The organism is Echinicola rosea (assembly GCF_005281475.1).
Taxonomy (GTDB): Bacteria; Bacteroidota; Bacteroidia; order Cytophagales; family Cyclobacteriaceae; genus Echinicola; species Echinicola rosea.
The window spans coordinates 2061853-2087941 of the sequence record NZ_CP040106.1 but is presented as its reverse complement, the minus strand read 5'-3'; the positions used below and the strand labels follow the sequence as shown (position 1 = coordinate 2087941).

The window sequence follows — 26089 nt, the reverse complement described above, 5'->3', positions numbered from 1 at the left end:
ATATTTTACTATTATTAGGTTTACAAAAATTTCACAAAACCCAAATTCATTCGATGCGCAGCGCTTTACTGTCCTTAGTTTTATTGGTGATACTAGGCAATTATAGCCTGGGACAGCGACAATTGGCGGCTCCCAACATCATCAACTATAACAACTTAGCCTACAAAGCTGGGCTGCAAAATTGGTCCACCGCACAAGATAAAGATGGAATCCTGTACTTTGGCAACAACGAAGGACTGCTCACATTTAACGGTCGCTACTGGAAACTCCATCAACTTCCCAATCAAACCATCATCCGATCGGTAAAACTGGACAAAAGCGGCCGCATATTCGTTGGGGGGCAAGATGACATTGGCTATTTTTCACCACAAGCCAACGGAACGCTCAAGTTCACCTCGCTCAAGCATCTTATCCCTGAAGAGGATCGAAGTTTTGCAGACATTTGGAACATCGTAGTCCATAATGATGAAGTATTCTTTATGGAATACACAAAAATCCTCCACTATACAGGAAACAGCATCCGGGTGTATAAATCAAACACAGAATGGAAATATTTGGGAGCAGTGGACGGACGGATATTTGCCCAAGAAGAAGGACATGGATTGCTAAGCTTTACTGGAGAAGTTTGGCAGCCGGTCTTTGACAGCACCGCTTCCGACCTCCCGGACATCAACGGAATTGTCAAAGCAGGTGAAGATTCTTTACTGGCTTCTTCTCCCGATCGCGGGCTATTCTTAATTAATAATAACAGAATCACCAAATTACAAACCAACTTCGACTCTTTACTTACCAATCAACGTCTCAACTGCATCACCCGTATCAACGACCATTGGATCGGGCTCGGCACCAAGTCCTCGGGGCTTCTGATCATGGATAATTCGGGCAAACTGGCCCAGCAATACGCCTACAGGGAAGGCATGCAAACCAATAATGTCCGAAGCATCTTTGTAGATAAAAACAAAGGACTTTGGCTCGGACTGGATGACGGCATTGACTATATCGCGATCAATGGAGCCATCAAGCAAATCCATCCGGACAAAAACAAAAGGGTCACCGGCTATGCTGCTGCTTACCACCGAGATCATTTGTATATCGGCACGGCTGACGGACTGTACCAATTTGACTTCACGGAGAAAGAAGAGGATCTCAGCTTCAGCAAGGGGAGGTTTTCACCTGTCAAATCCAGCACCGGCCAAGTATGGAACCTCCAAACCATCAACGAAAAGCTACTCATGGCCCATGAGGAAGGTGCTTTCTTTATCGAAAACTCCACGGCATTTCAGATGTATCCTGCACCGGGCACTTGGCTTTTTCAGCCTTCCTCCCCCATACTTCCCGCCAACAAAGTATTTATCGGAACCTACACAGGATTATATGATATTGAGTATGAATCAGGAGCTTTCGAACACCAAAAGCGCCTTAAAGGACTATCGGAATCGTTGCGGTTTATGGTAATGGACTACCAAAACAACCGCATATGGGGATCCCACCCTTACCGAGGAATCTTTAGACTTGACCTTTCTGACGACCAATCCCGAATCACCACCACTAAGATCTATACTGCAAAAGACGGGCTTCCATCAGACCTCTACAATTATATCTTCAGGATCAAGAACAAAATTGTAGTGGCCACCGAAGATGGCATATATGAATACGACCAGCAGCAAGACCAGTTCATCCCTTCCAATATCGTCAACCGAAACCTAAAAGGCATTAGCCTACAGCACCTGAAAGAAGATCGCGAAGGAAATATTTGGTATGTCTCTAACAAGAATGTAAGCGTGATCGATTTTAACCAACCCAACAATGACATCCCGTTTACGATCACCCACCTTCCGGAACTGTCAGGAAAAGTCGTCGGTGGACACGAAAGTATCTACCCCCTTGATCAACAGAACATCTTCATCGGTGCCAACAAGGGATTCTTTCACATCAACTATGATAAATACCGAAAAAACATCACACAACCTGATGTCCTTATCGGAAAAGCAAGCCTATTCGGAAAAAAGGACAGTGTGCTATTCGGAGGTCATAGACCAATAACGGCCTCCCAAGCTCCAGATGAGCCCTCACTACCCTATTCTTGGAACTCCCTTCACTTTGAATATTCGAGTACGGCCTTTGGCCAATTCAGCAACTTAGAATATAGCTACATGCTGGAAGGCTTTGACAGATCTTGGTCCTCATGGAGCAGCAAAAGCGAGAAAGACTACACCAACTTGCCCGCCGGCCATTATTCCTTCAAGGTAAAATCCAGAAACAACCTGGGCAATGAATCCGCAATCAGCAGCTATCAATTCACGGTCTTGCCGGCTTGGTACAATTCCTACTGGAGTTATTCTTTTTATATTCTTATACTTATAGGAGCCATTTATTTTATACTTAAATGGCAAAAGAAAAAGCACTTAAAGGAACAATCCCACCTGAAGCACTTTCACCAGCTAGAGCTGGACAGAAATGAAAAAGAAATCATCAAACTAAAAAATGAAAGGCTTCAGGCGGACATCAATTTCAAAAACCAAGAACTGGCCTCCACCACCATGCACTTGGTACAGCGAGGCAAGGTGCTTACTAAAATCAAAGAGGAACTTATGGTACTGGGCAAAAACCATAAGCTGGAAAACGAATCTGCTGACTTCAAGCGGCTTCTAAGACTGATCAGTGAAGTGGAACGCAGCGACAGCGACTGGGATCGCTTTTCCGTACACTTTGACCATGTCCATTCGAATTTCCTAAGTACATTAAAAGATAAATATCCAGAACTCACCCCCAATGAGCTCAAGATTTGTGCGTTCTTAAAAATGAACCTTAGTTCAAAGGAAATCGCCCAACTGATGAGTATCTCACTGAAAGCAGTGGAGGTAGGCAGGTACCGATTACGTAAGAAACTTCAACTTTCTTCGGACACCAATCTATTTGATTTCTTGATCCAGGCCACCAGTGACCCCGATCAAACTGACACTACCACTCCTCCAAACTAATAGGAGATTTTTTTATCGATCAGCCAAGTGTAGTACACATGTAGTGCCTCATTTTGCCTCTAAGCGCCATTTTTCAGTTTTCTGTAGGGATTATGTAGGGGTCAATAATTTCATCGATCCCCGCCCCCTCACCTATCTTTGGCTTAAGATTTTTGGCCCAAAAGCAGGTCTAAAGTCAGATAATAAAAGTCAATATAACCTAACCCAAAAACCTATGGAAAGAAGAATTACCATTTTCTTCATTTCCTGTCTTCTCCTCCTGCCCATGCTAAGTCATGCGCAGAACAATGAGATCACAGGCAAAGTATCACTCAAAAGTGACGGGGAGCCCCTCCCCGGTGTAGCAGTAATGATCGAAGGTTCCGGCACCGGAACCATCACCGATGTTGATGGAAATTTCACCATCCAAGCCTCCCCAGGCAGCACACTGGTCTTCAGCCTCTTGGGCATGAAACCCCAAAAAGTCACCATCAGCAACCAAACCAACCTTAGTGTCCAGCTTGAAGAAAACCTCAGCGCGCTCGAAGAGGTCGTAGTGGTAGGATATGGTGTCCAGAAAAAAAGTGTCGTTACAGGAGCCATCTCCAGTGTAAAGGCCAGTGACCTGGAGAGCATGCCCATTAATCGAGTGGAACAGGCACTCCAAGGACGGACCTCAGGACTCACCATTGCCTCCAGCTCGGGTCAACCGGGTTCTGGTGCAACCGTGAGGGTTCGAGGACTCACCACTTTCGGCAATAACGATCCACTATGGGTAGTCGATGGGGTCGTGGTGGATAATGGAGGCATTGGCTACTTAAACCAATCCGACATTGAATCCATCGAAGTACTGAAAGACGCCGCTTCGCAGGCCATTTATGGCGCCAGAGCTGCCGCGGGAGTGATCCTGGTCACCACAAAAAAAGGTGAGGAAGGAAAGATGCGCGTCAACTACAATGGCTATTACGGCACCTCTGCACCAGCACAAAAGCTGGACCTACTCGATGCGAACCAATATGCCATGATCAGAAATGAAGCCGCTACCAATGCCGGTAATACAGCGCCTTTTGCCAACCCTGAAAGCTATGGCAAGGGCACGGATTGGCAGGACCTGATCTTTAACAACAGTGCCAAGCGACAAAACCATGAATTAAGCATCAGTGGCGGAAATGAAAACTCCACTTTTTATGCTTCATTTGGCTATTTGGATCAGGAAGGGATTGTGGCCAGTGATATTTCCAGGTACAAAAGAACTAACTTCCGCCTAAACTCGGAGCACAAGCTGACCAAGTGGCTGAAAGTAGGACAAAACCTTGGTTATGCCCATGACAAATCCATCGGATTGGGCAATACAAACAGTGAATTCGGCGGCCCTCTAAGCTCTGCAATCAACCTTGACCCGATCACTCCTGCCGTCATTACGGATCCCAATATTGCGAATCAGCCACCATACAGCACCAACCCAGTGATCCGGGATGCCATGGGACGACCTTATGGGATTTCTACCATTGTAGCACAGGAAATGAGCAATCCCCTTGCCTACACCCAGACTCGGCTGGGCAACTACAGCTGGTCGGACAATTTTGTAGGCAATGTCTATGCTGAGGCAGAACCGATCAAAGGACTAAAACTCCGTTCCACATTGGGAGCAAAACTCTCCTATTGGGGAAGTGAATCATTTACACCTATCTTCTACTTGAATGCCACCAATGTTTCCAACCAAACCAATTTTACCCGTGGCCAAAACAGAAGATTCGACTGGAACCTGGAAAACACCATTTCCTACACCAAAACAATCGACAAGCACAATTTCACGGTCTTACTGGGGCAAGGTGCCTATCTAGACAACCGGGGCAGAAGCACTAGCGTAACGTTCTTCAATGTCCCTGCAGACAACTTTGACGATGCTTCGCTGAATTTCAAAGTCCCCAATGACCAACGGAGCGCAGACGGCTCAGAGGGAGCAGGACATACTGTAAGCTCACTATTTGCACGGGCAAACTACAACTATGCAGAAAAATACCTTTTGGAAGCATTGATAAGGAGGGACGGATCCTCTCGATTTGGCCCCAATAACCGGTACGGGATTTTCCCTTCCTTCTCTGCAGGATGGGTAGTTTCGCAGGAAGCTTTTTGGCCCACCAACGGCGTAGTGGACTTCCTTAAAGTTCGGGGCGGTTATGGTATCGTAGGAAATGACAATATTGGTGACTTTGCCTTCCTCTCTACCGTCGGTAGTGGAAGAAATTACGCGATCGGCAATACCGGCAGCTATGCCATTGGCTATAGCCCCAATGCGCCTTCCAATCCTGACCTAAAGTGGGAAGAGACCAGCCAGGCCAATATTGGACTTGAAGCCACGCTATTCGGTGATTTTAACATCACTTTTGACTGGTACAAGAAAGTCACCAAAGGCATCCTTCAAAACCCCAGGATCCCTGGATATGTTGGCGCCATTTCAAACCCTGCCGCCAATGTAGCTGATATGGAAAACCGGGGCATTGAGCTTGAGCTTGGCTATAGAAAACTACTTGGAGAAGTGGAATTATCCCTTAGCGGAAACGTCTCCTATCTCGAAAACGAAGTCACCAACCTCGGAACCGACATCTCTTACCTTTCCGGTGGACAGAGCTTCCAGGCCAGCTCCTACCCTATCACCAGAACAGCCGTGGGACAATCCATGAATTCCTTCTATGGATTCCAGACCCAAGGCGTCTTCCAGACCATCGAAGAGGTGGAAAATCACACCAATGCCGATGGGGAAATGATCCAGCCAAATGCCCAGCCGGGAGACTTCATCTGGGCAGACCTTGACGAAGACGGCCAAATTACGGAAGCCGACCGAACTTTTATAGGCAACCCCACCCCAACCTGGTCATATGGCTTCACTGCCAGTATCCAGTGGAACAATTTTGACTTGATATTCTTTGGCCAAGGAGTGGCTGGAAACAAAATTTTCCAAGGACTAAGGCGACTGGATATTGGCAATGCCAACTGGCAAACGGAAGTCCTGAACCGCTGGACTGGCCCGGGCACTTCCAATGACTACCCAAGGATCGTAGAAGGTGATCCAAACAAAAATTTTAATAATCCTTCCGATTTCTATCTGGAAAACGGTGATTACTTCCGAATCAAAACCCTTCAATTGGGCTATACACTTCCTAAAAGTATCACCGAAAAAGCAGGCCTGAACCGCGCACGGTTCTACGTCATGAGCGAAAACCTCGCAACTTTCACCAAATACACCGGATATGACCCCGAGATTGGCGGCGGTGTGATGAGTATCGACCGCGGCATCTACCCACAGGCGAGATCTTACATGTTAGGCGTTCAAATCGGCTTTTAAAACCCAAAATCGATCAATCATGAAATCATATAAAAGCAATATTATCGCTTCTGCAATGGCCCTACTAACCCTAGGGAGCTGCGCTGATTCTTTTCTAGAAATACAACCAAAAGGTACCAACCTCGAAGCCAACTACTATCAAAACCAACAAGAGGCATACAATGGACTGGTAGCCGTCTATGACGTAGTGGGATGGACCGGTGATGGTTTTGTCACGAAACAAAATGCTTTGAACGCCGCCTCCGATGACCATTATGCAGGCGGTGGAGGCCCCACTGATATCACGGCCTTACAAGTATGGTCAAATTACACCCTTGACCCTGCCACTGGCCCACAGGGAGAATTATGGCGCAAAGGTTTCTCTGGTGTATTCAGGGCAAACGTATTGCTGCAAAAACTGCCTGAAATCCCCATGGACGAAGGTCTAAAGGCAAGGTTTGCAGCCGAGACGCAATTTCTAAGGGCCTATTTCTATTTTGACCTGGTGAGGCTATTTGAAAACATCCCCTTGCTGACATCGCCTGTCCCTACCAGCGGGATGTATGATGTACCGCAAGCCGACCCTTCAGCAGTGTACCAGCTAATAGAAAGCGACCTTAAAGCCGCCATTGAAACGCTACCAACCACCGTGGACATGGCCACCGAAGCAGGTCGAGCCACGCTGGGCATGGCAAGGGCCTTGCTTGGAAAAGTATATCTCCGACAAGAAAAGTTCGACCTGGCCGCACAGGAATTTGCGGCCGTAAACGGCACTCCCGGAGAAACCAGTCAATATGGATATAAGCTGTTGGACAATTTTGCCGACTTGTGGGTTGTTGACAATAAGTTCAACAGCGAATCCATTTTTGAAATCAACTTCACCAACCAGTCCAATGGTGAGTGGGGCTGTGTCAGCTGCACCGAAGGAAACGTACTGAACATCATGGTCGGCCCTAGGGGATATAACGCCATCAGTCCAGATGCCCCCGACTTCGTTTCCGGCTGGAGCTTCTTGCCCTTTACGGAAGAATTCTTTAGCACCATCCAAGGTGATCCCCGCTCCTACGGCACCGTCGCCAACTTGGACAGTCTCGAAAAAGTCGGCGCGGTCACCTATGAAAAAGGCTATATGAACACAGGATATTTCCTGAAAAAATTCGCAGGAAGGGAGGCTGACCGTTCCACTGGAGGTGGAGTAATGGAGCTCAATTTCCGACAAAACATGTATGAGATCAGATTGGCCGACACCTACCTACTGGAGGCGGAGGCACTCGTAAGAGGGGGCGGAGATACCGGACGTGCTCAGCAACTTATAGATGCTATTCGAGCCAGAGTAGGACTCTCCCCTGTACCGGCCAACTTAGAGAACATCCTAAAGGAACGAAGAATCGAACTCGCAGGAGAAGGACACAGGTGGTTTGATCTCGTCCGAAACGGAATAGCGGCAGACGCCCTGTCCGACCGTGGCTTTATAGCTGGAAAACATGAAATCCTCCCCATTCCATTGCTCGAACTTGACAATACCATTATCGAACAAAACCAAGAATACGGAGGCACAAAATAACCCTATGCCCAAAGGCCCTCGTGACCTTCTATTACAGGCATGGGGGCTTTTACAAACACCTATCGTAATGACCAAACTATCCAACCTGTTATTTCTATTGTTAAGTATGTATGGCATTTTATGGTTTTCAGGATGTACTTCCGGGAACAATGGCCACCATACCGGGCTCCAAGCTCCCCGCAGCTCAATGAGTAGGCTTTCTGCTGACAAAACAAAAGTGGTCAATGAGCAAGGAGAAGAAATCATCCTAAAGGCTATTGGCTTAGGGGGATGGCTGCTTCAGGAAGGTTATATGCTCAATCCACAAGGAAGTGAAATCGGTACTCAATGGCAGATGAAAAAGGCCTTCTATGACCAAGGTCTTACGATGGAAGAAGTGGAAATATTTTATCAAGAATGGCGTGATAAATTCATTACCCAAAAGGACATTGACCACATTGCTTCACTCGGTTTTAATGCCATTAGAATACCCATGCATTATGAGCTATTTCTCACTTCCGGGCAACGATCAAAAAGAAATAACGCGATCAAAGACACCACCCTGCTGAGCGATTACATCAATGGGCTTTCCTCATGGCTGGATGAGGGCATTTTATTTGCCCACCCGGACGAACTTGAAGGCGTTCAAATCCTGGACAGGTTATTGGAATGGTGCGGAGCCAATGGCATGTACGTAATTTTGGACCTGCATGCCGCTCCTGGAGGACAAGGTACGGACATTAATATCGCCGATATTTTGGTGAAAAATGACCTTTGGAACAGAAAAGACAAAAAAGGCCGACATATTTATCAAGAGGTTACGGTGGAGCTCTGGAAGATGCTTTCCGATCAATACATTGATGACAACCGAATTGCCTGGTACGATCTAATCAATGAACCCAACAATGTCCCCTCCAACCAACTCATCCATGACTTGTTTGACCGCCTGATCACAGCCATTAGGAAAAAGGGAGACGACCATATGATCATGGTGGAAGGGAATGGCTGGGGAAATAATTATGACCTTATGGAACCCTACTCTTTCACACATCCCGAAAACCTGATTTTCAATGCCCATCGCTATTGGATTCCAGTCGAAGAAGACACTTTATTAGACCCCAATCCCAATCAGATTAACCGGATCATCAACTTGACCGCTTTTCGAGACCGACACCAAGTTCCTGTATGGGTGGGGGAGACTGGAGAAAACGACAACGCCTGGCTGAAGCAAAACATCAATAAACTGGATAAGACTAATATCGGCTGGTGCCATTGGACATACAAGCGATTCGACAAACATGAAAATGCTGCACTGAGAAGGATCAAACCACCTTATCCCACAGAGGGAAAAACCGCCATGGAATCGGTCCTAAAAAACATCCAATTCCGCAATACCATCCCGAACACCAAAACCATACAATCGGTCGCACCTACACCTTAAACGCTATTGATCTATGAACAAAATACTATCAAACCTATTTTGCCCCCTTTTGACTGCTTTGGCCCTTGGTTTTTTCCCAACGGCCTGCTCCGGTCAGTCTGAGGCCCCCGCTCCCAATATCCCTGCGCCCGCCCCTCCAAAGGACTTGGGGTGGGAATTTAAAAAAACGCCAATATGGCAAGACGAGTTTGACTATGAGGGCTACCCAGATCCGGAAAAATGGGGATATGACACCGGTGGCCATGGCTGGGGCAACAAAGAGCTCCAATATTACACCGAAGCGCTGAACAATGCCAAGGTAGCCAACGGTGTATTGACTATCACAGCAATAAATGAAAACAAAGAATCCAACAACTTCACTTCAGCCCGATTGGTCAGCAAAGGAAAGGGGGATTTCCTTTACGGCCGTTTCGAAGTAAAAGCACGCCTGCCCAAAGGCAGGGGCACATGGCCAGCAATCTGGATGCTTCCTACTGAATGGGAGTATGGAGGATGGCCTGCATCCGGAGAAATAGACATCATGGAACATGTAGGTTATGATCAAGATATCGTCCACATCACGGTCCACACAGAAGCCTTTAATCACAAAATGGGGACTCAAGTAGGTAAAAAACGCGAAGTAAAACATGTCAGTGAGGCTTACCACACTTACCGGGTGGACTGGACGCCATACGCTATCAGAGGCTATATTGATGATGAATTACTGTTCACATTCACCAATGATGGTAAAGGATACCCTTCTTGGCCATTTGACAAAACCTTTCATGTTCTGCTCAATCTCGCCGTAGGAGGAGACTGGGGAGGGGCCGAAGGCGTGGACCAAGAAGCCTTTCCTGCTTCATTCAACATTGATTACGTAAGGGTGTACGAGATGATCGAAAAGTAACCGGATATCCACCCCCTATCAATCCCCATACTCCTTTATGGAGTGATGGGGATTTTTTTGATCAAGCAATATTTCTAAGGGACGAATATTGACATGGTCTTATGAAAGAGAATTTCATACCATTAAAACGATGGGCTTCCTCCATCCGCGCGAATGGGTTTTAGCGGGAATTTGTGATGAATAGAATGGTCATGGCTGCTAAAATGATAAACACTTCACATTGCTATTTTACCATGGGCTGTAACCCATGGTTACCAAGATATTGCCCCGCTGGGCCAGTCCAAACAAACACCCAACTTTCATGAAGGCTTCTTTCCTGCCAAATACTATATTCCAATACTAAATACCAGCTACCAAATACTTCTTTGTACCCCCTAACCCCCTAAAAGGGGGAATTGTCCCGCGTAATACTGTACCACATACTAGATACAACTTTTTTGTCATCGTACTTCGTACCTTGTACTTTATACCTCCAAGGCAGCCTCATGGAGCAAAATCCCCCAGCTTATTTGCTTGACCTAGCGCTTCCGCTTGATCCCTACTTGGCTTTTCCAGTTTAAGAAAAAAATCAGCGCAAATCATAATCATCTGCGTTATCAGCGTTCCATGAGTCCCCAACTTTTCCACTTGCCCCCCTATTTTCGGATTGAAACAACACTCCTAAAAACGCAAAAAGCCCGACTCGAAAGTCAGGCTTTAAGTGATCCCGCTGGGGCTCGAACCCAGGACCCATACATTAAAAGTGTATTGCTCTACCAGCTGAGCTACGGAATCATGATGTTTTTTTGAAAATCTTTAATCCTCCTTACAAGAACCGAGTAATTATTCAATAAATAAGCGGAAATTGCTTTCCGCTTGTGTGATCCTGAAAGGACTCGAACCTTTAACCTACTGCTTAGAAGGCAGTTGCTCTATCCAGTTGAGCTACAGGACCTGATACTTATTTTTCAAAGCATTTAAGTCGGGGTGGCAGGATTCGAACCTGCGACCTCCTGCTCCCAAAGCAGGCGCGATGACCGGGCTACGCTACACCCCGTAAGTTTTTCCTGTCCCTCGTTTGGAACGATCAAATGTGATCCCGCTGGGGCTCGAACCCAGGACCCATACATTAAAAGTGTATTGCTCTACCAGCTGAGCTACGGAATCATTATCTTTTCTTTCTTTGGCAATGAAATTCGCCATCATATCGACAGCAAGCTAAAGAAGAATTTATCCTTTTTCAAATTCCAAAAACCGCTTTTGGTTTTCGTTTTTTTGTCAATTTCGACTTGCTTTTTGTTATATCTTTGTCGTAATTGGACTGCAAATTTAAGAGACTATTTTAAAAATGCCAAACATCAATCGAAACTTTATTGTAAAATTTTCAGTCTTTTTAATCGTTATCCTGCAAAGCATTAATTGTCAAGCAAATAACGATAAGCTAATTTTAGCAGATTCTTTGTTCACCGCACAAAGCTATCAAGAGGCCTACAAGCTCTATACAGACATCCTCCAAAACCAAGAGGCCTACTCTCCCGCCATGCTTCTAAAGATGGCCTACATTACCGAAGGAATGGGAAACTACGAAGACGCCTCTCTCTATCTTTCAAAATACTACGACCACAATCCATCTCCCAAAGTCATCAGTAAGATCAAGTCCCTCACAGACCAACCCGACCTGAAGGGATATACTGTCTCTGATAGCGCTCAGTTTTTCAAGCTCCTCACCGACTACCAACAACCCATCACCGGGATCTTTGCTTTGCTATTGGTCCTTTCCCTGATCTATGTCTTGGCTAAAAACAAAACCCGCCAGCCGAAATACCTGATCCCATCCGCCATTCTGATAGTCCTTGCCTTTCTTAGTAACAACTTCCTTTTAGCGCCCCAATCAGGCATCATCAAAGAAAGTCCTACAATCATCATGGCCCAACCTACCGCCGCAGGAAAATTTATCGACAAGGTCAATTCTGGACACAGGGTAATCATCAAATCTTCGGAAGACATCTGGTACAGGATCGACTGGGATGGACAAGACGCCTATGTAAAAAAGAATGCTGTGTCAAAGCTTTAGTAAAGGCAAAAAACTGCCTGTTGGACCAAAACACTTACAGTCCACCTAATAGCCCTAGTATCAAGTCAACGCTTAATTGGCGGGCAAAGCGGTAGTGGATTTTGGACGAGATCAAGGCGCAAAAAACGCCCCTATCCCTAGCTAAGGAAGTCATCATTTTTGCAACGTAGCGATAGGCCAAAAGACGCACCGGATCCCACCTAACCTCAGTTCGACTATAAAATCGTCACTGCGAGGCTTAGAGGGAGATTTGAGGGGTGGAAGCCGTGGCAGTCTCGGTATTTCGAGTTGGCCACACCCTTTTCCAATCCACATCCTCCTAAAAAAGGGTTCGCATGACGCTTTTAATGCTAAAAACAAGTCGAGCTCAGGTACCTAGGTTTAGGTTTGGTTTGACGCTAGAGCCCCTCCAAGATGCCGTTTCTCACCAAGAAGGCTATAGCTTTAAAAATCGCTGCAACACCAGCTTTTGACCTCAGACCGACGTCATAAAACCCATAACCTCTCCACATTAACACCATCAAAAAAGGCAGCCCACCTGAGCTGCCTTTCTAAAGTTTCAATTGGATAAACCGGATTAAATTTCAAGTCCCTTCAAATAGGAAGCATTTTTTTCCGCTGCCTCCATTGGCGTGGCACCAGAGAACTTCTCTTGCTCCACTATAAAATACTGCATACCATTATCCTTTGCTGTTCTAAGTACCTCACCATAATCAATAGTGCCCGTACCTAGCACAGTAGAGGCATTATGCTCTCCAGCTGGCGCTCCTTTTTCGCGGTCTTTCACGTGGCAAAGCCTAAAACGGTTTTTGTACTTCTCAAAATATGCCTGTGGGTCAGCGCCGGCTGTCACCGCCCAATAGATATCAAGTTCAAAATCCACCAAATCAGGATCGGTATTTTCCAAAAGGAAATCTTGCGGCATCTGGCCTTCCAATGCTTCAAACGTATAGCCATGGTTATGGTAAGCAAAGCGCAGTCCGTTAGACTTGCAAATCTCTCCTACCTTATTAAAGCTATCCGCCATTTTTTTCCAATCTTCCATGGATTCCTGTGCCCCCACATATGGTGCGATCAGGTATTTCATCCCAATCTCCCCCGCTTCAGCAGCCAGCTTCTCTGTATTCTCAAAAACATTGGCATGGGAAGCGACAAAGTCAAGCCCCAAATCTTCCGTAAACGACTTGAACTCCGTGTTCTTCATTCCCCAAAAGATCCCTTTGCCACCGTCAAAGCCTTCGATCTGATGATAGCCATACCCTGCTATCTTCTTAATGGCTTCTTGGGCATTCTCTGCCATATCTCCCTTTACCGAGTACAGCTGGATCCCAAAGCTCTCCAACTTTTCCTTAACGGATTCCTTTACCGCCTCCTCTACGACGGCCGTTTCACTTCCACTTTTGGGAGAAGAACAAAACTGTAAGGGCAAAAATGATCCCGCAGTAAAAGCTGCTCCCAGCTTTAAAAACTTCCTTCTTTTGTTCATAATAGGGTTTTGATTAATGATTGTAAAAAAAACGGAACAGCGCACCTGCGTTGTTCCGTTTGCAGGGAGTTAGATAGCGTATGCTTTATCCCCTTTTTTGTAGTCGATGCATGGTTCCCACTTGCCTGGGACTTCCACATAATTCAGCGCTTGGGTAGCGCCTATTTCAGAAGTAAAATACCCCAGTACAGTGAGGTCTTTTAACATGTTGAAATACTTCGGGCCATCTTCATTTTTGGCTGCTGCATTTAGTTTATTGAGATAAGCGGTTCGTTCTTCCTGGGAGGCCTCCACAAAGTCTTTTCCTACCTCCTCTTTGAACCCCTTCCTTAGACTGTTCAAGCCATCCACAAACTGCTTCTGTTCCTCTTCCCAATAAGTATCCTTGACCATCATGACCATAAAGGAACCTATTCCCACAGCCTTCGCCCCAGGGGTATCCGTGGTCGGGATGATTGTATCGCCGATTTCGTCCAGAAAGGCGATTTCTTCAGGGCTAAAGTCCAGCCCTTCTATTTGCTTATCAGGCGTACACCCTGTCAGCAGGGCATTTGCTCCTACCATGGTCCCGCCCATCATGAGCGCAAAGCTCTTCAGTGCATCTCTTCTGTTCATTGCCATAATTCGTGTCGTTTTGGGTTAAAGGTTTCCTTTTTTGAGTTCCTTCACAGCAAAATCTGCTGCTCGGGCCGTCAGTGCCATATAGGTCAGTGACGGATTTACCGCAGCCGCAGACGTCATCGCTGCCCCATCAGTCACAAACACGTTTTTGGCATCCCATACTTGGTTGTTTTCGTTCAGGACGGAGGTTTTGGGATCCCTGCCCATGCGAGCGGTTCCCATTTCGTGAATTCCCTGTCCGAAGGTATAGCCAGAATCATAGGTATGGATATTCTTGACCCCTGCTGCTTCCAGCATTTCAGCGGCATCATTCATCATATCCTTACGCATCTTCTGCTCATTGTCCTTGATCTCAGCATTCATGACCAGTGCATACATGCCCCACTTATCCTTCACATCTTTACTGATCTTGATCGTGTTTTCGTGGTAAGGCAGGATTTCGCCAAAAGCCATCATGCCCATGCTCCAAGGCCCTGGCTCGGTAAGGGCTTCCTTCAATGGCCCTCCGATATTCATTTCTGCGACATTTCTGCCCCATCCACTTCTACTTGCTCCGCCTTGGTAGCCAAAACCACGCACGTAGTCACGCTTGTCGTCTCCTACATTCCTGTACCGTGGTATATAAATGCCTCCTGGCCTTCTACCAAAATAATATTTATCATCGTACCCTTCCACGGAGCCGCTTGCTCCAAGTCTAAAATGATGGTCCATCACATTATGGCCTAGCTCACCAGAACTACTGCCTAGTCCTTCCGGCCAGATATCGGTTGCCGAGCGCATCAATACGTGAGCAGAATTAAGGGCCGAAGCACAAAGGAATACAATCTTGGATTTATACTCGATGGTTTCCATGGTCTCAGCATCCACGATTTCTACTCCCGTCGCTTTCTTAGTGTCTTTATCGTACAATACACGGTGGACAATGGAATATGGACGAAGGGTTAGGTTTCCGGTAGCCATCGCAGCCGGCAGGGTAGAAGCCTGTGTACTGAAATACCCTCCAAAAGGACAGCCTAACCAACACTTATTCCTCGCTTGACAGCCCGGCCTTCCCGGAAGTGGCTCTGTAATATTGGCCACCCGGGAATTGATCAGGTGACGTTTTCCTTCGAATTTTTTTGTTATCCGCTCCTTTACGTCCTTTTCCACACAGTTCATCGCAAATGGCGGCATAAACTGCCCATCTGGCAATACGTCCAGGCCGTCTTTATTTCCTGCAATCCCAGCGAATTTCTCTACATAATCGTACCAAGGAGCGATGTCCTTATACCTGATTGGCCAATCCACGGCAATACCTTCCTTCAAATTGGCTTCAAAATCCAGGTCTGACCAGCGGTAACTCTGTCTGCCCCAAAGCAATGACCTACCACCCACCTGATAGCCCCTGAACCAGGTAAAGGGTTTCTCCTCCACGTAGGGAGAAGTATCTTCATGTGCCCACCAATCCAACACCAGTTCGTTCAGTACATAGTCACGTTTTAGGTTAGGGTGATTTTCGATCATTTCGGTGGTCGCTCTTCCTCTATGGGGTATTTCCCATGGAGGTAAGGTCGCATTCTTATAGTCTTTTACGTGCTCCACATTTTGCCCCCTTTCGAGTAACAAAACCTTGAGCCCTTTCTCTGTCAACTCCTTAGCAGCCCAGCCGCCGCTGATACCTGAGCCGACGACAATTGCATCATACTCTTGATTTGCCATAATTCATCTATAGGTTTTTATTAGGTTATTCTGGTTTATATGTCACATAAGGCGATGGCCTCCCTGAGTGACGCGGCCTTGTCATCAGCCTTTGGGATAAACTCCTGGGCAATATAGCCCTTAAAGCCTGTTTTCGCAATGGCTTTAATGATTGCAGGGTAATTTAGCTCCTGGGTATCATCGATTTCATTTCTGCCCGGATTTCCTGCTGTATGATAATGTCCATAATACTGATGATTCTCACCAATCGTACGGATCACGTCTCCTTCATCGATTTGCATATGATAAATGTCATATAGGAGGTTGAAATTTTCATTGTCCAGCCGCTTGCACAATTCTACTCCCCAAACGCTTTTATCACACATATAATCCGGATGATTCACCTTGCTGTTTAGCAATTCCATGGTCAGGGTAACGCCGTGCTTTTCTGCTAGGGGCAATAATTTCTGTAGCCCCTTTACACTGTTTTGAAGGCCTGTTTCATCGTCCATACCATTTCTGTTCCCACTAAAGCAAATCAGGTTTTTGTAACCGTTTTTGGCCACGAGGGGGATCATTTCCGTATAGTTTTTGATGAGGGTATCGTGGTATTCCGAATGGCTAAACCCCTCCTCAAGACTGATCTCTGCACCATTGCACATGGAGCTGTACACCCCATGCTTTTGGGCCGTAGGCCAATCATCAGGGCCTAGCAGGTCAATGGCATTAAATCCAATATCTTTAATCAGTACACATAACTCATCGAGTGACAGATGGCCATATGTCCATCGGCACACAGAATGGTTTATATTTCCTTTCAACATGTCTTTATTTTTTGCTTTGAGATTCAAGTAGGGCAAGCCACTAAGCACTGCTGACCCCACCATCATTTTCTTTATTGCTGATCTACGAGGCTTCATTCTGACAAAATATTTAAGCCTCTACAGGCGTAGGTTTTTTCTGTTTAAAAGCCACGGCAAAGATCAGGGCTACCAATACGGCAATTCCAGACGGAATCAACCAGATTGTCTTCCAGTCGTGGACTTTGTCACTCATTTCATAGGTGTCATATGCCCATCCTGCTACCCAAAAGCCGATCAGCATGCCCACGCCATAGGTAGCGAGGGTAATCATTCCCTGCGCAGCACTCTTGAACTTTTCGCCTGCTTTGGAGTCTGTGTAAATCTGCCCGGAAACAAAAAAGAAGTCATAGCAAATCCCATGAAGGGCAATTCCCGTCAGAAGCATAAAAGAAAGCTCCCCGACATTACCAAAGGCAAACAGCGCATAACGGACCACCCAAGCCAACATGCCTACCAACAAGGTTTTCTTTACACCGAATTTACCAAAGAAGATCGGAAGCAACAGCATGAAGAGCACCTCACTGCCTTGCCCTAAGGCCATTTTACTGGTAAGATTCGTCATACCGATCTCACCGAAAAATTTACTGGCATTTTGATAATAAAAGGCAAGGGGGATACAAATCAATACCGAAGACAAAAAGAAAACCAAGTAATTCCTGTCTTTTAGAAGTGTAAATGCATCAAGCCCCAGAATCTCTGAGATGGACTTTTTCTCGCCTTTGGCAATTTTTGGAGGCGTCTTCGGCAGCATAAAGCTGTAAACACCCAATACCAACGAGGCGATGCAAGTCATCAAAAAGGTATATTTCAACATTCCAGCTGCTGCATTTTCCGTGGAATCCCAAGCAAACACCAAACTGATCACCAAACCGGCTACGATCCAACCAATCGTTCCCCACACCCGGATGACACCAAATTCCTTTTCAGGATTGCTCATCTGATTAAAGGAAACCGAATTCACCAAGGCCAATGTGGGCATATAGGCCACCATGTAGGCAAACACATAAGGGTAAAACGATTCAAAATCAGTTGCGGTGTACATGAGGTACATCAATACCGCACCAATCAGATGAAGTATTCCCAAAATCCGTTCTGCATTAAAGTACTTGTCGGCAATCAACCCAATAATAAAAGGAGCGATAATGGCTCCCAGCGATTGTGTCGAAAACACAGCTGCATCCTGTGCTCCATTCGTCCCTAAGTTGTTTCCAAGGAATAACCCCAAGGTGACAAACCAACCTCCCCAAATGAAGAATTCGAGGAACATCATAAAGGACAGCTTAAACTTCGTATTGAAACTCATAGGTTTTTAATAGGTTTTTTTGTGCAATTATTAATTCTCAACTTAAAAAGAAAAAGCCAAACTACTTAAATAATAATTTAAATTTTAGTGTTTTTCGCTTAATTTTAGTTTTGCCGAGACAAAGACGTAAGTATAATGGTTCTGTATTACGAATCATTGCCACTCACATTGCTATATCGCTATTGATCAATAAAAAATCATTTGATCTCGAATAAAAACAGCAAGGAGAAGGCAGCAATAACTTTCGTGTCCAAAACAAATTGAAAAAACATATCAAATTCTAAAATAGCAAAAATTATGAATCATCGTAAACTCCGAATGGGTATGATCGGTGGAGGACCGGGCTCATTCATAGGAGCCGTACACCGTATCGCCGCCAATATGGACGGAAAAATTGAATTGGTAGCAGGAGCATTCAGTAGCAAGCCTGAAAAATCCGAGCAGGCAGGAAAGGAACTCTCCCTCGACAGCAGCCGTGTCTATCAATCATACGATGAAATGTATGAAAAAGAAAAACAACTTCCCGAGGGAGAAAGAATAGACTTTGTCAGTATCGTGACACCAAACCACGTACACTTCGACCCGACCATCAAGGCCCTTCAAAATGGTTTTCATGTGGTCCTGGACAAACCCATGACCCTTACACTGGACGAAGCCAAGCAGTTGGAAAAGACCATTGAGCAAACCGGCATGCTGTTTTGCCTCACCCATACTTACACTGGCTATCCGATGGTAAAGGAAGCCCGGCAGCTCATCGCCAATGGCACCTTGGGAAACATCAGAAAAGTGTATGTTGAGTACCCTCAAGGCTGGCTTTGGAAGGATTTTTCTGATGAAGGAAACAAACAAGCGGCTTGGCGTACAGATCCTAAAAAAAGTGGCGTAGCCGGCTGCATGGGTGATATCGGCACACATGCCATGAACCTGGCCGAATATGTCAGTGGATTGAAGCTCGATAAGCTCTGCGCTGACCTCAACACCATCGTCGATGGCAGGACACTGGATGATGATGGAATCGTCCTCCTGAAGTTTGACAACGGTGCCTCCGGAGTCCTCATGGCCAGCCAAGTGGCATCCGGCGCTGAAAACAACCTCAAAATAAGGGTATATGGAGACAAGGCAGGACTGGAATGGCAACAGGAAGACGCCAATTCCCTGATCCTCCGCCACCCCGAACAACCCGATCAGATTTACCGCGCAGGAGGCAATGTGCCCTATCTTTCCAGTTATGCCCTGGCCAACACCAGAACTCCAGCCGGCCATCCGGAAGGCTATTTAGAGGCTTTTGCCAATCATTATAACAATTTTACAAAAACCTTATTGGCCAAAATAAACGGTCAAACACCTGAAAAAGAATGGCTGGATTTCCCGGGCGCCGATGATGGGGTGAGGGGCATGGCCTTTATCGAGCAAGTCGTAAAAAGTGGCCAGTCTGAGCAAAAATGGACAAAACTTGAAGTTTAGGCTGTTTTTCTTCCTGAAAAGGCGCCTGACCGACTACCTTTTGGCCCCAAAAAGGCTCCCTTGCAAAACATTGGTAACAAAAAGCCATCAAAATATTTAAAGAATAGCGTGAAAGAATGTATTTTGCATTCTCAATTCATTTGCTAAAACGATTAATTTAATAAACTTAAAAAAACCCTATCGTATGAAGACCATCAAAGGCCCTGCGTTATTTTTAGCGCAATTTGTAGATGACCAAGCACCCTTCAACAGCCTCAAAAGCATCTGTGAATGGGCAGCGAGCATAGGCTACAAGGCCGTTCAGATACCTTCTTGGGACGGCAGACTAATGGATTTGAAAAAAGCAGCAGAAGACAAAAACTATGCTGATGAAATTCAAAAAACTGTACAGGATGCCGGTTTGGAAATCTCCGAACTGAGCACTCACCTCCAGGGGCAACTCGTCGCAATCAATCCTGCTTATAATGAATTGTTTGATGCATTTGCTCCCGAGGAGCTTAAAGGAGACCTCAAAGGCAAATCAGCCTGGGCCACACAACAACTCATGTATGCTGCCAAAGCATCCAAAAATTTGGGACTGACCAAGCATGGCACCTTCAGTGGCGCCCTGATGTGGCACACCGTTTACCCTTGGCCACAACGTCCAGCAGGGTTGGTAGAAGCAGGATTTGAGGAGTTGGCCAAAAGGTGGATTCCTATTTTAGATGAATTTGATAAAAATGGTGTAGATTTATGCTATGAATTACACCCGGGAGAAGACCTGCATGACGGAGTGACGTTTGAGATGTTCCTGGAGAAAGTAAACCACCACCCCAGGGCCAATATCCTTTATGATCCGAGCCACTTCGTATTGCAGTGCTTGGATTATGTGCAATTCATCGATTTCTACAAAGACAGGATCAAGATGTTTCATGTCAAAGACGCAGAATTCAATCCTACAGGAAAACAAGGCGTCTATGGTGGCTACCAAAGCTGGATCGACCGTGCCGGAAGGTTCCGCTCACTCGGTGACGGACAGGTGGACTTCAATGCCATCTTCAGTAAATTGTCCCAGTACGGATTTGATGGCTGGGCAGTTTTGGAATGGGAATGTGCCATCAAGCACCCTGAAGCGGGAGCAATCGAAGGAGCTAAATTTATCAGTGAAAAAATCATCAGGGTAACGGAAAAGTCCTTTGACGATTTTGCCTCTGCAGGTACTGACGATGCGCTCAACAAAAAAGTGCTAGGAATTTAATTAAATACAAACAAACCTATAGAACCAATGAACTTAAGTAAATTAGCCAGCGCAGGTGCTATCGCACTTGCAGGAGTGGCCTACGCTTGTGGCGGTGGGTCAGACACAAAATCAGAAGAAACGACGGCAACAACTGAAACAGCAGCCCCTAAAAAGGACATGAGCTTTGACGAAATGTACAAAGACAATCCCGATTATGTCGATGGCCTGGCCTTGGTAAAGGAGTCTGACTGCCCTAGCTGCCATATGGTGGAAAGAAAAATCGTAGGTCCCGCCTATAAAGATGTGGCCGAAAAATATGAAAGCACCGACGAAAACATCGAGACCCTTGCCAAAAGAGTAATCGAAGGAAATAACGGGGTTTGGGGACAAGTCCCCATGCCTGCTCACCCGGGCCTTTCTGAAGACGATGCCAAGAAAATGGTGAAATACGTCCTAATGCTCAAGAAATAACCCTAAACCTTAAAGGGGACTTTGACATACCTCTTTTATAAATTAATTTCTATGAAAAAAACGATATTATCCCTATCTGTAATCAGCCTTATGGCCGCAGCATGTGGTTCTGCTGAGAACGGAAACACTGAAAACGAATCCGTCAAAGAAGAAGTAGCGCTAAAAACTGAAACATCCTCCAAGGGAGAATGGACCAAGCTTTTCAATGGCCAAAACCTCGACGGATGGACCACCTATAATAAAGAAACCGTGGGTCCTGCTTGGAAAGTGGAGGATGGCGTGCTCTATCTGGACGCTTCCAATAAAGAAAACTGGCAAGTAAATGGTGGCGGAGATATCGTTACTGAAAAGGCCTATGATAACTTCCACTTGAAACTGGATTGGAAGATATCTGAAAACGGGAACAGCGGCATCATATTTTTGGTACAGGAACTGGATAAATATAAACATTCCTGGAATACTGGGCCTGAATACCAACTGCTGGACAACGACGGTCATCCCGATGGCAAAATCGAAAAACACCGTACAGGTGACCTTTACGACCTGATCAAAGCTACTGAGGAAGCTGAAAATCCTGTTGGCGAATGGAACACCTCCGAAATCATCATCGACCAAGGTAAGTTAACCTTTATCCTAAATGGCGTAAAAACAGTTGAAACCACGCTTTGGGACGATAGCTGGAAGGAACTTATTGCCAATAGTAAATTCAAAAACACGGAAGGCTTTGGCCAATACCAAAAAGGCAAAATCGCCCTGCAAGACCATGGAAACAACATCTGGTTTAAGAATATTATGATCAAGGAGTTGTAGAAAACACTCAGTCAATTGTTTACAAATGTAAAAAGGGCTCCAAAATGGAGCCCTTTTTACATTTGTCAAATATCAGTCAAGCATTAAGCACTCGCCACGACCATTTCCAAAATTCCATTTAAGGTCTGGCTTGGACGCATGGCCTTGGAGGTTTTATCCTCTGCTGGCTTGAAATAACCACCGATATCCACAGGGCTTCCCTGGGCACCGTTCAGTTCAGCAATTACCTGCTCTTCTTTCTCTTCCATGGCTTTGGCCACTTTGGTAAAGATCTCCTTCAGAGCAGCATCTTCATCTTGGTTGGCAAGCGCTTCTGCCCAGTACATGGCCAAGTAATAATGACTTCCTCTGTTGTCAAGCTCATTGACTTTACGGGAGGGTGACTTTCCGTTTTCCAGGAATTTACCGGTGGCAGTATCCAAGGTTTTACCCAGCACAATGGCCCTCTTGTTATCAAATGTCTCACCAAGGTGCTCCAATGAGACGGCCAATGCCAAGAATTCACCCAAGGAATCCCACCTTAAATGGCCTTCTTCAACAAACTGCTGCACGTGCTTCGGCGCAGATCCACCGGCACCTGTTTCGAACAAGCCGCCACCATTCATCAATGGTACAATGGACAGCATTTTTGCCGACGTGCCCAATTCTAAAATCGGGAAAAGGTCCGTCAAATAATCCCTTAGCACATTACCTGTCACAGAGATGGTGTCTTTTCCTTCCTTGATTCGCTCTAGTGAGAACCGCGTAGCTTCCACCGGTGAAAGGATTCTGATGTCCAACCCAGCTGTATCATGCTGAGGAAGATACTGGTTTACCTTTTGGATCAACTGCGCATCGTGTGCCCTGTTTTCATCCAACCAGAACACAGCCGGGGTATTGCTGGATCGGGCACGGTTTACGGCCAATTTCACCCAGTCTTGGATAGGAGCATCTTTGGTCTGGCACATCCTGAAGATATCGCCTTTTTCGACCTTATGCTCCATCAAGGTTTCTCCGGCAGCATTCAGCACTTTAATTGCCCCATCAGCAGCCGCTTCGAAGGTCTTATCGTGGGAACCGTACTCTTCTGCCTTCTGAGCCATCAATCCTACATTGGGCACGCTGCCCATGGTCGTCGGATCAAATGCACCGTGTTTCTTACAGAAATCAATTGTCTCTTGATAAACACCCGCATAAGAACGATCTGGAATGATGGCCTTCGTATCTTGAAGCGCATCATTTTTGTTCCACATCTGACCCGAAGTCCGGATCATGGCCGGCATGGAAGCATCGATGATCACATCACTCGGCACGTGAAGGTTAGTGATGCCTTTATGGGAATTAACCATTGCCAAATCAGGACTTTCAGCAAAACATGCTTCTATGTCTGCTTCAATTTCTTTTCGCTTGTCCGCCGGAAGTTTTTCCAGTGAACTCACCAGGTCTCCGAAGCCATTGTTTACATCCACACCAAGTTCCTTTATGGTGGCGGCATGCTTTTCAAATACTGGAGCAAAAAACACCTTCACAGCATGACCGAAAATAATCGGGTCAGAAACCTTCATCATGGTCGCCTTCATGTGGAGCGAAAACAAAATGCCCTTGGCTTTGGCATCTTCTTTTTGCTCGGCCAAGAAGGCCTGCAGCTTTTTGACACTCATCACGGAAGAATCGATCACCTCTCCTTCCTGGAGCTCCAATGCATCTTTCAGTACCGTCACCGAGCCATCGTTGGCTTCCAACTGGATCTTTACGGTACCTGCCGCGGACATAGTCAGCGATTGCTCACTACCATAGAAGTCTCCTTCTGGCATGCTCGCCACATGGGACTTGCTGTCGGCACTCCACGCTCCCATGCTGTGGGGATTGTTTCGTGCGAATTGCTTCACGGCCTGCGGAGCCCTCCGATCTGAATTCCCTTCCCTTAAAACGGGATTTACCGCACTTCCTTTGATTTTATCATACTTGGCCTTTACACCTTTTTCTTCTTGGTCCTTTGGCTCATCAGGATAATCCGGAAGGGCATAGCCTTTCTCCTGCAATTCCTTAATTGCTGCTTTCAACTGCGGAATGGATGCACTGATATTGGGCAGCTTCACGATATTGGCCTCTGGTGTTTTGGCAATCTCACCCAACTCGGCCAAAGCATCACTAATGCGCTGATCCTCTTTCAGGTACTCCGGAAAATTGGCGATGATCCTGCCAGATAGGGAGATGTCCCTGGTCTCGACAACAACACCCGCTGAATCGGTAAATGATTTGATGATCGGCAACAAAGAATAGGTTGCCAAAGCTGGTGCCTCGTCGGTCAGTGTATAAAGGATCTTCGGTGTTTTTGTAGTGGTCATTTCTATTTTAAAATTTATACACAACCAAGCGTAAGGTACCCTTAAGCTTGGCTGTATTTCGCTAAACAATAAATTCTCCTAAAATGCCTAAGCACTTGATTTTGCCGCTAAATTACGCAAAATATCGCGTATTCAAAGGCACTCAGCTGAATATACAGGAACACAGCCAGTTGCATACATGACAGCCCGGCACACCATACAAAACTTCATTTTGATTTATGGAAGAATACTCTCCCATTCCCCATAAATCCCCGAGCATTCGACGGGATAGAATATTTTAAACTATTAAAATATTAGTTATATTAAAAAAAACATTTTTCTATGCGACATATTCTTTTGACCCTGCTGATCTGTCAATTTTATCCTATAGAAACATTTGGACAGGTAAAGGATCCATTAGAAAAGCTACATTCCTTCAATTCCTTTAAGGGGTATTCTAACATTAGAAATGGCATTCAGCTTCCTTCTGGAAATTTAATTTTTCAAATCAAGCACCATCAGGTCCAACGTTACCTTTTGATCGATTGGAAACACCAGAAAGGTCATGTACTAAAAGAATTTCAAAATGATTTGTTTCTCTCGCCATCAACCATAAGTTTTTCCGGGGCAAACCAACAATATGCATGGTATTACCATACGGCAGAAGAACTCCAGGCATTCTATCAACTTAATAAAGATAAAATCCCGAAAAATGAGCGTCTATGTCCCTCAGAAGGAGAGGCAAATCCAGTAATTTTCATAGCTAGTTTCAAAAATTAAGCTTCATCAGTACCATCAATAACTCTCCTTCTCGTTCGGAAAGTCATTTGCTTTGACGTCCTTGATATAGCCTTCCACGGCTTCTGTCATGATACCGCGTAAATCAGCATACTGCCTTAAAAAACGCGGCTTAAACTCTTGGGTAATCCCCAGCATGTCATGTACCACAAGCACTTGGCCATCCACATAAGGTCCCGCTCCTATCCCAATGACCGGTATGGATACTGTTTCGGCCACTTTTTTGGCGAGCTGCGCAGGAATCTTCTCCAGCGTGATCGCAAAACAGCCACATTCCTCCAACACCTTGGCGTCAGCAATCAATTTAGTCGCTTCATCTTCCTCTTTTGCCCTTACCGTATAAGTACCGAACTTATAAATGGACTGTGGTGTAAGCCCCAAATGCCCCATCACCGGCACACCTGCACTCAATATCCGTACGACTGACTCCTTGATCTCAGCTCCTCCTTCTACTTTCACCGCATGTGCTCCTGATTCTTTCATAATCCTGATCGCAGATCGAAGTGCCTCGGAGGAGTTGCCCTGATAGGAACCAAAGGGAATGTCCACCACGACCAATGCTCGTTTTACTGCACGCACTACAGAAGAAGCGTGATAGATCATCTGATCCAGCGTGATGGGCAATGTGGTTTCATGTCCCGCCATGACATTGGAAGCGGAATCCCCCACCAAAATGATATCCAATCCGGCACCATCCAAAATCCCCGCCATCGAAAAATCATAAGCGGTCAACATGGAAATTTTTTCACCGCGTGTCTTCATTTCCTGTAAGACGTGGGTCGTAATTCTCTTGACATTGGAGGACTGGTGTACGGACATGATTTTTGGGAATATTACGTGGTTTTAGTATCGAATATATGGTT

At 45.9% G+C, this 26089-nt stretch carries 18 protein-coding genes and 4 tRNA genes; 11 read left to right on the top strand and 11 right to left on the bottom strand.

Annotated elements, in window-relative coordinates:
* Positions 1-53 precede the first annotated feature (53 nt).
* From FDP09_RS08530 to FDP09_RS08510, 5 genes are all read left to right on the top strand, one after another.
* Positions 54-2981, top strand: coding sequence for a ligand-binding sensor domain-containing protein (locus tag FDP09_RS08530; RefSeq protein ID WP_137402260.1), 2928 nt, complete (start codon positions 54-56; stop codon positions 2979-2981).
* 214 nt (positions 2982-3195) lie between these two features.
* The gene (locus tag FDP09_RS08525) at positions 3196-6306 is read left to right on the top strand and encodes a SusC/RagA family TonB-linked outer membrane protein (protein ID WP_137402259.1); all 3111 of its coding nucleotides are present in this window, start codon (positions 3196-3198) and stop codon (positions 6304-6306) included.
* A gap of 19 nt (positions 6307-6325) precedes the next feature.
* A complete protein-coding gene (locus tag FDP09_RS08520; RefSeq protein WP_187328824.1) occupies positions 6326-7849 on the top strand; it encodes a RagB/SusD family nutrient uptake outer membrane protein in 1524 nt (507 codons plus the stop codon).
* A 67-nt stretch (positions 7850-7916) separates the two neighbouring features.
* The gene (locus FDP09_RS08515) at positions 7917-9269 is read left to right on the top strand and encodes a glycoside hydrolase family 5 protein (RefSeq protein WP_137402258.1); all 1353 of its coding nucleotides are present in this window, start codon (positions 7917-7919) and stop codon (positions 9267-9269) included.
* Positions 9270-9282: 13 nt separating this feature from the next.
* Entirely contained in the window at positions 9283-10155 is an 873-nt protein-coding gene (locus tag FDP09_RS08510; protein ID WP_137402257.1) for a glycoside hydrolase family 16 protein, read from the top strand.
* Between the two features lie 701 nt (positions 10156-10856).
* Here FDP09_RS08510 and FDP09_RS08505 read toward each other — a convergent pair.
* From FDP09_RS08505 to FDP09_RS08490, 4 genes are all read right to left on the bottom strand, one after another.
* A tRNA-Lys gene (locus FDP09_RS08505) sits at positions 10857-10929 on the bottom strand.
* An 86-nt stretch (positions 10930-11015) separates the two neighbouring features.
* A tRNA-Arg gene (locus tag FDP09_RS08500) sits at positions 11016-11089 on the bottom strand.
* A 27-nt stretch (positions 11090-11116) separates the two neighbouring features.
* Positions 11117-11191, bottom strand: a tRNA-Pro gene (locus FDP09_RS08495).
* Between the two features lie 37 nt (positions 11192-11228).
* Positions 11229-11301 (bottom strand) — tRNA-Lys (locus FDP09_RS08490).
* Positions 11302-11593: 292 nt separating this feature from the next.
* Between FDP09_RS08490 and FDP09_RS08485 the strand changes: the two genes are divergently transcribed.
* Positions 11594-12208: an SH3 domain-containing protein gene (locus FDP09_RS08485; RefSeq protein ID WP_308421170.1), complete on the top strand. Its 615-nt coding sequence runs from the start codon at positions 11594-11596 to the stop codon at positions 12206-12208.
* 577 nt (positions 12209-12785) lie between these two features.
* Here FDP09_RS08485 and FDP09_RS08480 read toward each other — a convergent pair.
* The 5 genes from FDP09_RS08480 to FDP09_RS08460 form a co-directional block, all read right to left on the bottom strand.
* Positions 12786-13694 (bottom strand): sugar phosphate isomerase/epimerase family protein, encoded by a 909-nt coding sequence (locus FDP09_RS08480; protein ID WP_137402255.1) that lies wholly within the window; start codon positions 13692-13694, stop codon positions 12786-12788.
* A 69-nt stretch (positions 13695-13763) separates the two neighbouring features.
* Positions 13764-14315, bottom strand: a complete 552-nt coding sequence (locus FDP09_RS08475) for a gluconate 2-dehydrogenase subunit 3 family protein (RefSeq protein WP_137402254.1) — start codon at positions 14313-14315, stop codon at positions 13764-13766.
* 18 nt (positions 14316-14333) lie between these two features.
* A complete protein-coding gene (locus FDP09_RS08470) occupies positions 14334-16013 on the bottom strand; it encodes a GMC oxidoreductase (protein WP_137402253.1) in 1680 nt (559 codons plus the stop codon).
* Between the two features lie 35 nt (positions 16014-16048).
* Positions 16049-16912, bottom strand: coding sequence for a hydroxypyruvate isomerase family protein (locus FDP09_RS08465; RefSeq protein WP_137402252.1), 864 nt, complete (start codon positions 16910-16912; stop codon positions 16049-16051).
* Positions 16913-16925: 13 nt separating this feature from the next.
* Positions 16926-18158 (bottom strand): nucleoside permease, encoded by a 1233-nt coding sequence (locus tag FDP09_RS08460; RefSeq protein ID WP_137402251.1) that lies wholly within the window; start codon positions 18156-18158, stop codon positions 16926-16928.
* Between the two features lie 297 nt (positions 18159-18455).
* Here FDP09_RS08460 and FDP09_RS08455 point away from each other — a divergent pair, with 297 nt between their 5' ends.
* The 4 genes from FDP09_RS08455 (at position 18456) to FDP09_RS08440 (ending at position 22122) form a co-directional block, all read left to right on the top strand.
* A complete protein-coding gene (locus FDP09_RS08455; RefSeq protein WP_187328823.1) occupies positions 18456-19622 on the top strand; it encodes a Gfo/Idh/MocA family protein in 1167 nt (388 codons plus the stop codon).
* A 184-nt stretch (positions 19623-19806) separates the two neighbouring features.
* Positions 19807-20859: a sugar phosphate isomerase/epimerase family protein gene (locus FDP09_RS08450; protein ID WP_137402249.1), complete on the top strand. Its 1053-nt coding sequence runs from the start codon at positions 19807-19809 to the stop codon at positions 20857-20859.
* A 27-nt stretch (positions 20860-20886) separates the two neighbouring features.
* The gene (locus tag FDP09_RS08445) at positions 20887-21312 is read left to right on the top strand and encodes a c-type cytochrome (RefSeq protein WP_137402248.1); all 426 of its coding nucleotides are present in this window, start codon (positions 20887-20889) and stop codon (positions 21310-21312) included.
* A 51-nt stretch (positions 21313-21363) separates the two neighbouring features.
* On the top strand, positions 21364-22122 hold the full coding sequence (locus tag FDP09_RS08440; RefSeq protein WP_137402247.1) for a 3-keto-disaccharide hydrolase: 759 nt from the start codon (positions 21364-21366) through the stop codon (positions 22120-22122).
* An 83-nt stretch (positions 22123-22205) separates the two neighbouring features.
* Here the strand turns inward: FDP09_RS08440 and FDP09_RS08435 are convergent, their stop codons facing one another.
* Positions 22206-24449, bottom strand: a complete 2244-nt coding sequence (locus FDP09_RS08435) for an NADP-dependent isocitrate dehydrogenase (protein WP_137402246.1) — start codon at positions 24447-24449, stop codon at positions 22206-22208.
* Between the two features lie 321 nt (positions 24450-24770).
* Between FDP09_RS08435 and FDP09_RS08430 the strand changes: the two genes are divergently transcribed.
* Positions 24771-25208 (top strand): hypothetical protein, encoded by a 438-nt coding sequence (locus tag FDP09_RS08430; protein WP_137402245.1) that lies wholly within the window; start codon positions 24771-24773, stop codon positions 25206-25208.
* A 15-nt stretch (positions 25209-25223) separates the two neighbouring features.
* Here the strand turns inward: FDP09_RS08430 and panB are convergent, their stop codons facing one another.
* Positions 25224-26045 (bottom strand): 3-methyl-2-oxobutanoate hydroxymethyltransferase, encoded by an 822-nt coding sequence (gene panB, locus FDP09_RS08425; RefSeq protein WP_137402244.1) that lies wholly within the window; start codon positions 26043-26045, stop codon positions 25224-25226.
* Between the last annotated feature and the right edge of the window lie 44 nt (positions 26046-26089).